A 14,376-nucleotide genomic window follows, 5' to 3' on the forward strand; every position below is an offset into this window, starting at 1 on the left:
CCCCTGCCGGGCTCGGCTCAGACCTGGACGCGGTCCTCGACGGCCTTGGCGATCTTGGCGAGGGCGTCCTCGACCGGGACGCCGTTCTCCTGCGATCCGTCGCGGTAGCGGAAGGAGACGGCGCCGTTGGCCATGTCCTCGTCGCCAGCGATGATCATGAAGGGAACCTTGGCCTTCTGCTGGTTCCGGATCTTCTTCTGCATGCGGTCCGAGGAGGCGTCCACGTCGACCCGCAGCCCGAGCTTGCGGGCCTTGGCCGCGAACTCCTGGAGGTACGGGATGTGGGTGTCGCCGATCGGGATGCCGACCGCCTGGACCGGGGCCAGCCAGACCGGGAAGGCGCCCGCGTAGTGCTCCAGGAGCACCGCGAAGAAGCGCTCGATGGAACCGAACAGGGCGCGGTGGATCATGACCGGGCGCTGCTTGGAACCGTCCGGGCCGGTGTACTCCAGGTCGAAGCGCTCCGGCAGGTTGAAGTCGAGCTGCACGGTCGACATCTGCCAGGTCCGGCCGATGGCGTCCTTGCACTGCACGGAGATCTTCGGGCCGTAGAACGCGGCGCCGCCCGGGTCCGGGACCAGCGGCAGCCCCTGCTTCTCGGCGACCTGGCGCAGCGTCTCGGTGGCCTCCTCCCAGATCTCGTCGGAGCCGACGAACTTCTCCGGGTCCTTGGTGGACAGCTCAAGGTAGAAGTCGGTGAGGCCGTAGTCGCGGAGCAGGTTCAGGACGAAGGTGAGCGTGCGGTCCAGCTCGTCCGCCATCTGCTCCTTGGTGCAGTAGATGTGCGCGTCGTCCTGCGTGAAGCCGCGCGAGCGGGTCAGGCCGTGCACCACGCCCGACTTCTCGTACCTGTAGACCGTGCCGAACTCGAAGAGGCGCAGCGGCAGTTCGCGGTACGAGCGGCCGCGCGCGTCGAAGATCAGGTTGTGCATCGGGCAGTTCATCGGCTTGAGGTAGTAGTCCACCCCGTCGTCGAGCTGCATGGGCGGGTACATGCCGTCGGCGTACCAGTCCAGGTGGCCGGACTTCTCGAAGAGCTTGCCCTTGGTGGCGTGCGGCGAGTAGACGAACTCGTAGCCCTCCTCCTCGTGGCGGCGGCGCGAGTAGTCCTCCATGGCCCGGCGGATGATGCCGCCCTTGGGGTGGAAGACGGCGAGGCCGGGGCCGATCTCGTCCGGGAAGGAGAAGAGGTCCAGCTCGGCGCCCAGGCGGCGGTGGTCGCGCTTGGCGGCCTCCTCCAGGAACTCCAGGTGCGCCTTCAGCTCTTCCTTGGTCGGCCAGGCGGTGCCGTAGATGCGCTGGAGCATCGGGTTCTTCTCGCTGCCCCGCCAGTACGCGGCGGCGTTCCGCATCAGCTTGAAGGCCGGGATGAACCGGGTGGTGGGCAGGTGCGGACCCCGGCAGAGGTCCTTCCAGCACAGCTCGCCGCTCTTCGGGTCGAGGTTGTCGTAGATGGTCAGCTCGCCACCGCCGACCTCGACGTCCGCGCCGTCGTCCGAGGAGGCGGAGCCCTTGATGCCGATGAGCTCCAGCTTGTACGGCTCGTCGGCCAGCTCCTCGCGGGCGGCCTCGTCCGTCACGACACGGCGGGAGAACTTCTGGCCGCGCTTCTGGATCTCCTGCATCTTCTTCTCGATGGCCTTGAGATCCTCGGGCGTGAACGGCTTCTCGACGTCGAAGTCGTAGTAGAAGCCGTCCTTGACCGGCGGGCCGATGCCCAGCTTGGCCTCGGGGAAGAGCTGCTGCACGGCCTGGGCCATCACATGCGCGGTGGAGTGGCGCAGGATGTTGAGGCCGTCCTCGGAGGAGATCTCGACGGGCTCGACGACCTCGCCGTCGGCGACGGCGTACGCGAGGTCCTTCAGCTCGCCGGCGACCCGCGCGGCGACGACGGTGCGCTCGCCGGCGAAGAGCTCGGCTGCCGTCGTGCCCGTCGTCACCACGCGCTCTTCCCGCTCGGAATCGCGTTGGATGGTCACACGGACGTCTGACACCGGTCTCTCCTGACTCAGGGGGGCGCACTCGCATTCCTCCAGCGCGTGCAGAAGGAATCGTACCGAGCCGAGGGCCCCCTGTGCGAAAGGGCCGGGTACGAGCGCGCTCGGCCGTCCTACTCCCCCGCGCACGCCTCCTCGAAGACATCGACGTTCTCCTGGAGCGTTTTCGTCAGCCGGTCGCGTTCCTCCTCGTCGACCTGGACCGGAACGACCTCCGAGGTCCCGGTCAGCCGGCGGAATCCGCCCCGGCTCTGCAGGCGTCCCTCCACGCGCACGGGCAGCCCGACGAGGTGGGCCTGGCCCGCGATCCGGTACGCCTCCTCGTCGAGTTCCAGCCGGACGTGGGGCACCTCGGCGCCGGCGAGCACCCGCAGGCGTACGGTGCCCGGTCCGCGCGGTCCGGCGCGGCGCAGCCGGACGACGGTGCCGGTGATCCGGACCGGGACGGAGGGCTCGTCCCGGAGGTAGCGGGCGCCGGCCCGGCGCAGGGCGGGCAGGTCGCCCGGGGAGAACTCGACGGGCTCGGGCCGCGCCGGGCAGCCCTCGGGGGCACCGGCGACCGGTGCCCAGTCCAGCGCGATCCCGGCGCCCTCGGATCCCCGGACGAGGGCGACGAGGGCCTCGGTCAGTTCGCGGCTGACGCCCGCCTCCACGGCCGTGTCGAAGGCGTCCATGGTGCCGGTGGCGCGCTGGTAGTCGACGGCCTCGCGGGCGGCGTGCAGGGCGTGGTGCAGGCGGGCGGCCAGCGGTCTGCCCGTCTCGACGGGGAGGTAGGTGGTGAGGTCGCGGCCGCCGGGGGCGGGGCCGATCAGGACGGGGTCGAGGGCGGTGAGGGCGCGGCGGCGGTGGCGGGCACCGTGATAGCCGGCCCGGTCCCGGACGGCGAGGGCGCCGGCCAGCAGGATCTGCCGGGCGGCGGTGTGGAGCCGTTCCGCGTGGGTCCAGCCGGTGGCTCCGGCGGTGCCCGCCGGGGGTTCGGGGACCTCGCGCCACCAGCGGATCGCGTCGCTGGGCACGGCGAGGGAGACGAGGACGTGGCGGGCGGAGGGAGCGGCGCTGCGGGCGAGGGCGGTGAGGGCTTCGGTGAGCAGGTCCTCACTGTCGGGGAAGGCGGTGGTGTCGGGGAGGAGGAGGCTGGTGGGGCCGCCCGGCGCGGCGGGCGGCCCGGGCGGGGTCCAGCGGCTGTAGCGGCCGGCGGCTCCGCCCCGGCGCCGCCAGCCGTGCCGGGCGAGCAGGGCGCCGAGCACGGCGGGGTCGACGCGAGCGGGGTCGGGCAGGCCGCCGGTGCCGGGGGCCGGATCGTCCGGGTGGGAGCGCGGGTGCGTGGGGAACGCCTCGGCGGCGGGTTCGTCCATAGACCGGTGCATCAGGGTCTCCCTCCCGCCCCGACCCGGGTCATGATCTCGCAGAGGGCGCGGTCGTCGAAGACCCGTGAGGTCGGGATCCGTACGGTGGTGCGGTGGCGGCCGGTCACGGGGTGGCCGGCCAGGTTGGTCCAGTAGCAGCAGTGGCGCAGGGCGAGGTGGTCGGGTCCGGCGCTCAGCCAGTCGTCCTGGCTGCGGGGCACGATCATCACGACGAGGATCTTGTGCACGGACACGGGGGTCCTGGCGAGTTTCACCAGGTGGGCGTTGTCGAGGGTGAAGGCGAAGGTGGGTCCGGGCGGGCGGGGCGGTATCTGGTAGGTGCACTTCAGCTGGACCTTGATGGTCACCTCGTCGTCGACGGTGTGGCCGGGGGCTCCGTGGCTGACGTGCCAGTCGATGCCGTTGTCGGGGAAGGGCTGCGACAGGGAGCACCCCGCCGCGGCCGCCACCGCGTGCAGATAGCCCACCTGGAGGGTCTCCATGCAGGCGGTGGTGGCGAGTGTGCCGCGCGGGGACGGGGTGGTCCGCCGGGACAGCAGCCCACCCGGTTCGGGCTGCGCGAGTGCCATGGCTCCGTATGCCTTCCGGGCCGTGCCGAAGGGTGTGGGGGCCTGGTGATCTGTCAACTTCCGCCCCCGTCACCTGTGTTGTCACCGCAGGGAACGGGCCGCAAACGGCGTATCAGGCAAAGGGCGCGGGTATCACCGAACCGGGCGGAGGGATCGCCCCATCTGCCGTGCGGGTGCGAGGAGTTCGGGGATGACTCATTGGTTCGAGGGGCCGTTGGCCGCTTTCGACACGGAGACGACGGGTGTGGACGTCGAGGAGGACCGGATCGTTTCGGGTGCCCTGGTCGTCCAGGACGGTGCGGGCGGGCGGATGCGCGTGACCCGCTGGCTGGTGAATCCGGGGATTCCGGTGCCCGCGGGGGCGACGGAGATCCACGGGCTGACCGATGACCATCTCCAGCGCAACGGGCGGTGGCCGGCACCGGTGATGGAGGAGATGGGGCGGGCGCTGGCCGAGCAGTGCGCGGCGGGGCGGCCGCTGGTGGTGATGAACGCGCCGTTCGATCTGACGCTGCTGGACCGGGAGCTGCGCCGGCACCGGGCCTCCTCGCTCGCCGCCTATCTGGAGAACGCCCCGCTGTGCGTGCTGGATCCGCGGGTGCTGGACAAGCATCTGGACCGCTACCGCAAGGGGCGGCGCACGCTGACGGATCTGTGCGAGCTGTACGGGGTCACGCTGGACGGGGCGCACGACGCGGCGGCCGACGCGGCGGCGGCGCTGGAGCTGGTGCGGGCGGTGGGGCGGCGGTTCGCGTCCCGGCTGGAGCGGCTGACCCCGGCGGAGCTGCACACGCTCCAGGCGGTGTGGCACGCGGCGCAGGCGCGGGGGTTGCAGGCGTGGTTCGCGAAGAGCGGGACGCCGGAGACGGTGGATCCGGCGTGGCCGCTGCGTCCGGAACTGCGCGCCGCCGCCTGAGCGGGGAGGGCGGGGCGGAGGGGCGGACACGCGAGAGGCCGGTCCGTCGATGGTGCTGACGGACCGGCCTCTTCCCGGGGTGGGCGATACTGGGTTCGAACCAGTGACCTCTTCGGTGTGAACGAAGCGCTCTCCCACTGAGCTAATCGCCCGGGAACGGGTTGAACCATACAGGGCTCGGCGGGTGTGGTTCAAACCGCTTGTCGCGCGCCGGGGGCGGGCGTACTCAGGCGGGCATCTGAGTATCCGCGCGCATGTTCGTACGACGTGGCGCGCGCCACACTCGCGTCCATGGAACATGTGCCGCCGCCCGCCGAGGAACTGGCGCTCCTCGACCGTGAGCTCGCGCGGCTGGATCTGCGCCGCGCCCAGTTGCTGACCCGTCGTGCCTGGCTGGTGAGCGTCCTCCAGGCACCGCGTCCGGTGCCGGCCCCGCCGGTGGCGGCGCCCGTCGCGGGATCGTTCGGGCCGCCGTTCGCCCCGCCCGCCGCGCCGGGCCGTCCGGAGGCCGGGGGGAAGGGGGCGCAGAATCTGCTTCTGACGCTCGGGGGGCTGCTGCTGACGGTCGCCGCGATCGCGTTCACCCTGGTGAGCTGGGGTCACCTGGGGATCGGCGGGCGGTCGGCGGTGCTGGCCACCGTCACGGCCGCGGCGCTCGTGGCGCCGGCTCCTCTGCTGCGCCGGGGGCTGTCTTCGACGGCGGAGTCGCTGGGCGCGCTGGCCGCCGTGCTGATGGTGCTGGACGCCTACGCGCTGCGCCGGGTGGCGCTGGCGGACACGGACGCGCTCGCCTACACGGCGGTGGCGTCGGCGGTGCTGGCGGTGGTGTGGGCGACGTACGGGCTGCTGCTCGGCCGGTTGCGGCTGCCGTTGCCGCTGGCGGTGGTGACCGCGCAACTGCCGCTGGTGCTTTGGGCGTCGGCCGAGGGGGCGGCTCCGGTGGTGTTCGCCGGGGCGCTGCTGGCGACGGCGGCACTGGACTGCGCCGTCGCGGTGCGGTTCACGGGGCTCGCGGTGCGGGTCACGGCCTGCGTCGGGCTCTGGGTGTCCGGTGGGGCGGGGCTGCTGGTGGCCCTGGGCGAGTCGCTGGAGGCGGCGCGTCCGGCGGAGGCCGTGGTGCCGGGGGCACTGTTGCTGGCGGGGGCCGCGATCGCGCTGGCGGGGGCCCGGCGGGCCTCGTCGGGGCTCGCGACGGCGGCGGGTGCCGTGGCCGGTCTGGCGGCGGTGGCCGCGGTCGGCGGGGCGCTGACCACGACGCTGTCGGGCGGCTGGGCGGTGCCCGTGTACCTGGTGTGCGGCGGGCTGGTGCTGCTGGGCGTACGGGCTCCGCTGGGGCGTCCGGAGCGGCAGGGGCTGGCCGGGGCCTCGGGCGTGGTGGCGCTGGGGGCGGTGCTCTTCTCGGCGACGCCGGTCGCGGTCGTGCTGGTGGGGCCGGTGGCGCAGTTGGGGCGCCTGTGGTCGGGGGCTCCGGACGGCGGGATCCGGCAGGCGCTGGGGGCGTCGGAGCTGCCGTGGGACGAAATGGCCTCGTCCCCGGTGGTGCTGCTGATGGTGGCGGCGGTGCTGGGAGCGGCCCGGCTGCGGTGGGACTCCGTGGTGCGGTGGGCGGAGCCGGTGCGGGGCCTCGGCGCCTCGGGGCGGGGCGCCGCCGGGGCGTGGGCCCTGGTGCTGGGCTGGGCGGGGCTGACGGTGTCGGCACCCGCGCTGGACGCGTCGTACGCGGTGGCGGTCGCGGTGCAGTCGGTGCTGGTGGTGGCGTTGGCGGCGCTCACGGTCGGGGCGCTGCGCAGGGGGGCGGCCGGGGCAGCCGTGGCGGCGTCGGTGTGCGGGGCGTTCGGTGCGGTGGGGGCGGCCCTGCTGTCGCTGTGCTCGGAGCCGGCGACGTACGCCGTGTTCGCGCTGCTGACGGCGGTGTGCGCCGCTGTGGCGGCGGCGCTGGACGGTCCGGTGCGGGTGGCGCGTCCTGCGGCGTGGTCCGGGGTGCGGTCGGTGGCGGCGTGCGCGGCGGTGGCCGGGGCTGCGGTGCTCGCCGTGGCCTGCGGGGCGTCGCTGGAGCTGGAGCCGCACGAGGCGGCGCCGCTGCTGCTGGTCGTGACCGCCGGGACGGCGGTGCTGGGCGCGGTGCTGAAGGGGCGCGCGGTGGGGCTGCCGGTGGAGGCGTCGGGGGTGCCCGTGGGTGCGGCCTCGGTGGTGATGGCCGTGGGCGATCTGCCGTTCCTCGCGCTGGTGCTGGCTCTGTGCGGGGCGGTGGCGGCCGGCACGGCGCTGCGCCCGGAGCGGCGTCCGGTGGCCGGGTACGTGGCGACGGTGCTGTTCGTGCTGGCGTCGTGGGTGCGGTTGTCGGCGTCCGGGGTGGCCTCGCCGGAGGCGTACACCCTGCCGGTGTCGGTTCCGGTGCTGGTGATCGGGTGGCTGCGCAGGCGGCGTGACCCGGCGGCGTCCTCGTGGACGGCGTACGGGGCCGGGCTCGCGGTGTCGCTGGTGCCCTCGCTCCTGGCGGCCCTCGGCGACACGGGCTGGACGCGTCCGCTGCTGCTCGGGGTGGCGGCGCTGGTGATCACGCTGCTGGGGGCGCGGCTGCGGCTCCAGGCGCTGCTGGTACTGGGCGGCGCGGTGCTGGCGCTGGACGCGCTGCACGAACTGGCGCCGTACGTCGTGCAGGTGATGGGGGCGATGCCGCGCTGGGTGGTGCCGGCGCTGGCCGGGGTGGTGCTGCTGGCGGTCGGGGCGACGTACGAGAAGCGGCTGCGGGACGCGCGGCGGCTGCGGGACGCCCTGGGGCGGATGCGCTGAGGCACCGTCCCCGCACGGGGGCGCCCCGCGGCCTGATCCGGCCGCGGGGCGCCCCCGTGTCCGTTCAGGAGGGCATGCGGTCGCCGACGAGCGCGAGGTTCTCGATGGCGGCGAGCCCGTAGAGGGCGGTGTCGTTGGTGTAGACCCAGTTGGCCTCGCTGCCGGCGACGGTGGTGACCGGGCCGCTCACCTTCTCGGTCTTCCAGGGGGCGGATTCCTGGTAGCCGTCGCTCTTGTAGAACTTCTCCCAGGCGCGGGCGGCCAGCTTCGCGTCGCCGGTCTGCACGGCGGCGTAGGCGTCCATGCGGGAGTGACCCTGGAAGAGGAGCAGGGTGCCGAAGTTGGAGCCGTAGCGGGCGGCCTGCTCGGTCTTGGAGGCGTTGAAGTAGCGGCAGTAGTCGAGGTAGGCCTCCTTGAACTTCGGCATGTCGACGAGGTCGATGAGTTCGGCGCAGAGTTCGTTGAGCCCGAAGACGCCGGAGAGGTGGGAGACGCTGACGACGGGTTCGGTGGCGACGGCGAACTTCCCGGTGTCCAGGTCGTAGAGGCCGCTGCCCTGGACGAAGCCGTTGGGCTGGGCGGCGATGGTCTCCATGGTGCCGAGCACGCGCGCGCGGGCCTTCTCGGCCTGCGGGCCGCCGCGCTCCCATTCGGTCAGCCAGGCGGAGACGAGGCCGCTCCAGTCGGTGCCGAAGCCGATGGACAGGGCGTGCCGGTCGGGGGTGTAGGGCTCGGTGCGGATCTTGCGGAGGGGGTCGAGGCCGAGGAAGGTCTCGTCGGAGTCGACGTTGGCGCGCATCAGGTCGCCGACGCGTTCGTCGGCGGTGAGGTAGTAGTAGAAGCGCCGGTAGGTGGTGTTGGCGATGCGCTGCTGCTTGGCGCTGTCGGCGTAGTGCTGGACGCCGTGGCGGGTGCCGAGGCCGGCCCACTCGCCCAGGTGGTAGACGTCGACCTCGCCGGTGTGGCGGGTCATGGCCTCGGCGAAGCGGAAGATGTCGGCGCGGCCGGAGCGCATGTAGGCGTACCAGAGCCAGAGGTCGGGCGAGAGTTCGGAGTTGTCCCAGGCGTAGCCGCCGACGTCGTAGCGCCACTGGTGCCGTGCCGGGTCGTAGGAGTGCATGATGTCGCCGTAGTCCCAGAAGCCGTACCAGCGGCGCATCTCGACCTGGTCCCGGTAGTAGGTGAAGAGGAAGTCCAGGTGGTCCTCGATCTTCGCCTTGGCGGGGGTGGAGCGGTCGACCGGGGAGAAGAGCCCGCCGAAGACGCCCGCGCCGACGAGCTGGGAGGGCGGCGCGACGAGCTGCGGGAGGGTGCGTACGGTACGGGACTGCTGGGCGAGCGCCTCGGCGCTCGGGGTGGACTCGTTGGCCCAGAAGACGAGCTCGCTGGTGCGGGCGATGCCGTACGGGGTGCCGAAGCCGGGCTCGTAGTCCTCGTAGGTGATGTTGAGCCCTTCGAGCTGTTCGGCGAAGGTGTCCTGGCCGAGGCCGTCGTGGTAGAAGCGCAGGTCCATCGGTTCGGCCTCGGGCGACCAGAGCCAGAGGGTGATCTCGGCGGCGGAGGTGTCGGCGCCGCGGATGTCGAGCTGGGCGGGGAACTTCTCCCAGAAGTCGCGCAGTCCGAAGGAGAGCCCGCCGCTGGGTCCGCCGACGTAGCCGAAGCCGGAGGCGCGCCGGCCGCCGCCCGCGGCGATCCAGCCGTGGCCCTTCTTGGTGCGCTTGCGCAGCGAGAAGCCGTCGGCGGAGAGCTGGCTGAGGGTGTAGTCGCCCCAGGTGGGGATGAGCGGGAGGCGGGTGGTGACGCGCTGGTCCCAGGTGGCGGGGTCGGGGAGCTTGGTCCCCTCGAACTGGGCGGCCTGGACGGCGGCGCCGGGGTCGCGGCGCAGTCCGGTGATGCCCTTAACGGCCTCGCGGAGCATGCCCGTGTCCTCGCCGCCGATGCGGATGTGGCGGTCGTAGGTCTCGTCGCGCATCGGGACGGTGAAGCGGACGCCGAGGCCCCGGATGAAGTCGCCCTTGGTCTTTCCGGGTTCCTGGGTGCCGTCGAAGGTGATGGTGTGCATCATGCGGAACGAGTCGGCGCCCGCGTAGAAGTAGAGCCGGACGGAGAAGGGCAGCCAGGCCCGGTTGCCGTGGCGGTGCTTGCCGTCGATGCGGACGACGGCGCGGACGGGGCCGCTCTGCTCGACCTCGGCCTTGGCGACGGCGCTCTCGAAGCGTTCGTACTTCTCCTGACCCTGGTCGCCGTCGGTGAGTTCGCCCTGGCGGATCAGGACGAGGCGGCCGTCCTTGGCGATCTCGGTGGAGCCGCGCCGGACGGAGGTGATGAGCGAGGTGCCGGACTTGCCGATCTTCGCGGTGATGACGCCGGTGGAGACGGTGATGGTGCCGCCGGTGTTCTTGACGGTGATGCGGTGGGCGGCGGTGGCGGGTTCGCCGGTGGTGAGGGTGAACTTCCTGCCGCGGGCCGCCTCGGGTCCCACGGCGTGGGCGGTCCACTTCAGCGAGCCGTCGGGCCAGGTGGCGGTGGCCCAGGTCTGGACGGGCACGTCCTTGCCGTCGGTGGTGGTGAGGGCGAACTTCTGGCCGGCCGGGACGCGTCCCCTGGCCCAGGGGACGCCGAAGGTGGAGCCGGGCGCGGCGCCGAGCCCGCCCTCCTCCAGCCAGCCGATCTCCACGGGCTCCTGGCCAGTGGCGCCGGTGGCGGCCGCTGCCTGCTGGGAGGTGTCGGCCAGCGCCCAGGAGAGGGTGGTGGCCGCCGAGGCGACGGCGGCGGCCTTGAGCACGGTGCGGCGGGGGATCGGGGACATCACGACTCCAATGCGTGGGCGAAATGGGCATGACGGAGCGCACGCTGACGCGTGGTGGTGCGTGTGGGGTCCGGGGGCCGGGCGGCCCGTGGTTCAGCGGCGGTCGGCGGCGACGGCGGCCGCGGCGAGGCAGCCGAGCGCGGGGGCGGCCAGCGGCGGGATCTGCCAGGCGGCCAGGGCCAGGGCGACGAAGCCGCCGACCAGGAGCAGGGAGCCGGCCGGGTCGGTGAGGGTGCGGCGGCCCGCGGTCCGCGCGGTGCGCGCCCAGGGGGTGCCGGGGCGCCAGGCGGCGGCCGTGCGCAGTCCCCAGACGGCGACGGCGGGCAGGCCGAGCAGGCTGACGAGCAGCAGGGGCCGGCCGCCCGGCAGCAGGCCGGAGCGGGCGACCTGGGCGTCGAAGGCGAGCAGCGCGAGCGCCGCCCACCAGAGCAGGGAGAACCGCAGACCGGTGCGGACGGCCTCCCGGACATCGGTGGCGAACGCCCGCACCCCGCTCGCCTCGCCGGCCAGATGGCGGCTCAGGTGGCGGCTCCCCGCGGCGAAGGCCGCGGGGAACGTGACCAGCGGCAGGGAGGCGACGGTGATCCATACGCCGGTGAGCAGGCATTCGGCGAAGACGCCGAATCGTTCCCGTACGAAGGAGGTCCTGGGCGCGGTGCGGGTGGTGGTCGCCACGGGGTGTTCAGCCCTTCAGGCCGGAGGTGGCCATGCCGTCGATGAGGTAGCGCTGGAAGGCCAGGAAGAACGCGAGTACGGGCAGCAGGGCCACCAGGGACATCGCGATCATGCCGCCGTAGTCGGCGACGGCGTCCTGGTCGATGAACATCCGCAGGCCCATCGAGACGGTGTACTTGTCCGGCTCGTTGAGGTACAGCAGGGGGCCCATGAAGTCGTTCCAGGACTGGATGAAGGTGAAGATGGCGCTGGTGATGAGCGCGGGCCGGCAGAGCGGCATCACGATCGACCAGTAGATCCTCAGGTGTCCGCAGCCGTCGAGCCGGGCGGCCTCGTCGAGCTCCTTGGGCAGTCCGCGCATGAACTGGACCATCAGGAAGACGAAGAAGGCGTCGGTGGCGAGGTACTTGCCGATGAGCAGCGGGGTGAAGGTGTTGATCAGTTCCAGCTTCTGGAACATGACGTACTGCGGAATGATCAGTACGTGGTACGGGAGCAGCAGCGTCCCGATCATCACGGCGAACATGATGTTGCGCCCGGCGAAGCGGACCTTGGTGAAGGCGTAGGCGGTCAGCGAGCAGGACAGGACGACGCCGATCACCGAGCCGACCGAGACATAGGCCGAGTTGAGGAAGAACCTCCAGATCGGGATGTCCGCGATGCCGTCGGCGAGCCGCCGGTAGTTGTCGGTGATGGGGTCGGTCGGGAAGAGGTTCAGCGCGCCGACGATGTCGCCGCTCGGCTTGAACGAGGCACCGATCGTCCACACCACGGGGTAGAGCACGACCACGAGGAGGGCGAGCGCGCCGATGTGCCAGGCCAGTGAGCCGGGAAGGCGGCGGCGCGGGGACGTGGTGGTGGTGTCCATCGGGGTCATCGGCCCCCCTCCTCGTAGTGCACCCAGCGCTTCTGGGACCAGAACAGCACAGCGGTGACCAGGCCGACGGCGACGAGCAGCAGCCATGCCATGGCGGAGGCGAAGCCCATGCGGCTGTTCGCGAAGCCCTGGTCGTAGAGGTAGCAGGTGTAGACGAGCGTCGCGTCGGCGGGGCCGCAGCTGCCGTTGCTGACGATGTAGGCGGAGCCGAAGATCTGGAAGGAGTGGATGGTCTCCAGCAGGACGTTGAAGAACAGCACCGGCGAGATCATCGGCAGGGTGATGGACCAGAACCTCCGCCAGGGGCCGGCGCCGTCGACCTCGGCGGCCTCGTAGAGCTCCCGGGGGACCTGCTTGAGACCGGCCAGGAAGATGACCATGGGGGCGCCGAACTGCCAGACCGTGAGGGCCACCAGCGCGTAGATGATCATGTGCGGGTCGCCGATCCAGCCGCCGGCGTCGATGCCGAACAGCTGCTGGCCCCGGTCGACGACGGCGTCGTCGGAGAACAGGGCGCGCCAGACGATGGCGGCGGAGACGCTCGCGCCGATGAGCGAGGGGGCGTAGAAGGCCGCCCGGTAGAAGGACTGGCCCCAGCGCTTCTGGGCCAGCAGCATGGCCACGGCGAGCGCGGCGGCCAGCTTGATCGGGGTGCCGATCACCACGTACCAGGAGGTCACCTTGACCGACTGGCGCCAGCGCGGGTCGGCGAACATGTCGGTGAAGTTCTGGAGGCCGACCCACTTGGGGGCGTCGAACAGGTTGTAGTCGGTGAACGCGAGGTACAGCGAGAACACCATGGGTCCGGCGATCAGGAACAGGAAGCCCGCGATCCAGGGCGACATGAAGAGATAGCCGGTCAGATTCTCGCGGTGGCCCCGCGGTTGCGGAGCGGGGCGGGTCTTGCGTCCCGGGCCGCTCCGCGCCGCGGCGGCGGGGTCCGTGGCGTGGACCGGGCCGCTCGCGGTCGTCTGGATGTGAGTCACCGCGTGTCCTCTCAGTTCGAGGCGAGGGCGGTCTTCGCCTCGGAGAAGAACTGCTTCACGGAGTCCTCCGGCGAGGCCTTGCCCAGGGACATGTCGGTCGCGATGCGCAGGAAGGCCGCCTCGACGACGTCGGCGCCGGCCGGGTGCGGGGTGATGGGCTCCAGCACCCCGGCCTTGGCGATCTCGGTCTCGTACGCGCCGATGGCCTTGCTGGGGGCGTCGGTGGGCTGGAAGGCCTCGAACTGGGCGGTGGTGGCGGGGACGCCGCGGTCGTAGCCCATGATGCGGGCGACGGCGGGGTCGTGGGTCATGAAGCTGATGAAGGTGGCGACCTCGGCGGGGTGCTTGGTGCGGGCCGTGCCGCTGAGCATCAGCGAGCCGAGGTACTGCCCGGTCTTCTTGCCGTCGGTGCTGGGTATGGGGGCGAGGCTGTAGCTGCTCTTGCCCTCGGCGCTGTAGCGGACGGAGAAGTTGTCCCAGGTGAACTCGCCGGCGGAGAGGCCCTTGGCGAGGGCGGAGGCGGGCTTGATCTGCTCGGCCTTCTTGGGGTCGGCGTAGACGCCGGACTTCACCCGGGCCAGCGCCTCGGTCCAGTACGGCAGCAGCTCCGCCTCGCCGAAGCCCATGCCGTCGGCGGTGAAGAACGCCTTCCCGTTCTGGCGGAGCACCAGGTCGTAGAGGTACATGACGCCGTGCGGGCCGGAGTCGCCGGCGACGCCCTGGCCGGACTTGATCTTCTGGAGGCCGGCGTACCAGTCGTCCCAGGTCCAGCCGAGGCCGTGGTCGACGCCGGCCTTCTCGAAGACCTTCTCGTCGATGACGAGGGCCATCGAGTTGCTGCCGACGGGGACACCGAGGAGCTTGCCGTCGATCTCGGCGAACTTCTCCAGGCCGGCCCGGAAGCCCTCCAGCTGGAGGTTGCCCTTCTTCGCCTGGGGGCTGAGGTCGAGCAGGACGTTCTTCGCCTCGTACTTGCGCAGGAAGGTCACCGCGTTCTGGATGACGTCCGGCGGGTTGCCGCCGGCCGCCTGGGTGTTGAACTTCTTCCAGAAGTCCGGGTACTGCTGGAAGTCGGTCTTCACCTTGATCTTGGGGTGCTTCTTCTCGAAGAGCCTGACGCACTCCTGGACCTTCTTCGCCCGGTCGTCGGCGCCCCACCAGGCATGCCGGATGGTGACCGGCCCGTTGGACCCGCCGCCCGAGCCGCAGCCGGCGGCGGTGAGCCCGAGCCCGGCGGCCGAGAAGCCCGCGAGCTTCAGCATCTGCCGCCGGTCCATGCCCTGGTTCCGAGACCCTCGGCTGATCCCGCACCCGCCGCCCCGGCCACTGGTCCGGCCCGGTCCCGGCCATTCGGGGCGGCGGGCAGGAGAACGCTTGCTTCGAGCGG

Annotated in this window: 10 protein-coding genes and 1 tRNA gene; 2 read left to right on the forward strand and 9 right to left on the reverse strand. The window is 72.1% G+C overall.

Going from position 1 to position 14,376, the window contains the following annotated elements:
* Positions 1–17: 17 nt before the first annotated feature.
* The 3 genes from thrS to ACWCXC_RS30895 form a co-directional block, all read right to left on the reverse strand.
* Complete coding sequence (gene thrS, locus ACWCXC_RS30885; protein WP_450682093.1) at positions 18–1,994, reverse strand: threonine--tRNA ligase; 1,977 nt, start codon at positions 1,992–1,994, stop codon at positions 18–20.
* Between the two features lie 116 nt (positions 1,995–2,110).
* On the reverse strand, positions 2,111–3,364 hold the full coding sequence (locus ACWCXC_RS30890; RefSeq protein WP_450891157.1) for a hypothetical protein: 1,254 nt from the start codon (positions 3,362–3,364) through the stop codon (positions 2,111–2,113).
* Positions 3,364–3,933: a DUF4365 domain-containing protein gene (locus ACWCXC_RS30895; protein WP_450891158.1), complete on the reverse strand. Its 570-nt coding sequence runs from the start codon at positions 3,931–3,933 to the stop codon at positions 3,364–3,366. Before ACWCXC_RS30895 ends, ACWCXC_RS30890 begins: the two co-directional genes overlap by 1 nt.
* A 190-nt stretch (positions 3,934–4,123) precedes the next feature.
* Between ACWCXC_RS30895 and ACWCXC_RS30900 the strand changes: the two genes are divergently transcribed.
* Complete coding sequence (locus ACWCXC_RS30900) at positions 4,124–4,849, forward strand: exonuclease domain-containing protein (protein ID WP_450891159.1); 726 nt, start codon at positions 4,124–4,126, stop codon at positions 4,847–4,849.
* An 80-nt stretch (positions 4,850–4,929) separates the two neighbouring features.
* On the opposite strand, the gene ACWCXC_RS30905 is transcribed toward ACWCXC_RS30900, so the two are convergent.
* Positions 4,930–5,001: transfer RNA gene (locus ACWCXC_RS30905), tRNA-Val, on the reverse strand.
* 139 nt (positions 5,002–5,140) lie between these two features.
* On the opposite strand from ACWCXC_RS30905, the gene ACWCXC_RS30910 reads away from it, so the two are divergent.
* The gene (locus ACWCXC_RS30910; protein WP_450891160.1) at positions 5,141–7,642 is read left to right on the forward strand and encodes an SCO7613 C-terminal domain-containing membrane protein; all 2,502 of its coding nucleotides are present in this window, start codon (positions 5,141–5,143) and stop codon (positions 7,640–7,642) included.
* 64 nt (positions 7,643–7,706) lie between these two features.
* Here the strand turns inward: ACWCXC_RS30910 and ACWCXC_RS30915 are convergent, their stop codons facing one another.
* The 5 genes from ACWCXC_RS30915 to ACWCXC_RS30935 form a co-directional block, all read right to left on the reverse strand.
* The gene (locus ACWCXC_RS30915) at positions 7,707–10,451 is read right to left on the reverse strand and encodes an exo-rhamnogalacturonan lyase family protein (protein ID WP_450891161.1); all 2,745 of its coding nucleotides are present in this window, start codon (positions 10,449–10,451) and stop codon (positions 7,707–7,709) included.
* 93 nt (positions 10,452–10,544) lie between these two features.
* The gene (locus ACWCXC_RS30920; RefSeq protein ID WP_450682088.1) at positions 10,545–11,126 is read right to left on the reverse strand and encodes a DUF624 domain-containing protein; all 582 of its coding nucleotides are present in this window, start codon (positions 11,124–11,126) and stop codon (positions 10,545–10,547) included.
* Between the two features lie 7 nt (positions 11,127–11,133).
* The gene (locus tag ACWCXC_RS30925; protein WP_450891162.1) at positions 11,134–12,003 is read right to left on the reverse strand and encodes a carbohydrate ABC transporter permease; all 870 of its coding nucleotides are present in this window, start codon (positions 12,001–12,003) and stop codon (positions 11,134–11,136) included.
* Positions 12,000–12,989, reverse strand: coding sequence for a carbohydrate ABC transporter permease (locus tag ACWCXC_RS30930; protein WP_450682086.1), 990 nt, complete (start codon positions 12,987–12,989; stop codon positions 12,000–12,002). Before ACWCXC_RS30930 ends, ACWCXC_RS30925 begins: the two co-directional genes overlap by 4 nt.
* Positions 12,990–13,000: 11 nt before the next feature.
* Positions 13,001–14,266, reverse strand: a complete 1,266-nt coding sequence (locus ACWCXC_RS30935; protein WP_450891163.1) for an ABC transporter substrate-binding protein — start codon at positions 14,264–14,266, stop codon at positions 13,001–13,003.
* Between the last annotated feature and the right edge of the window lie 110 nt (positions 14,267–14,376).

The sequence above is a fragment of the Streptomyces sp. NPDC001515 genome, from assembly GCF_053597115.1.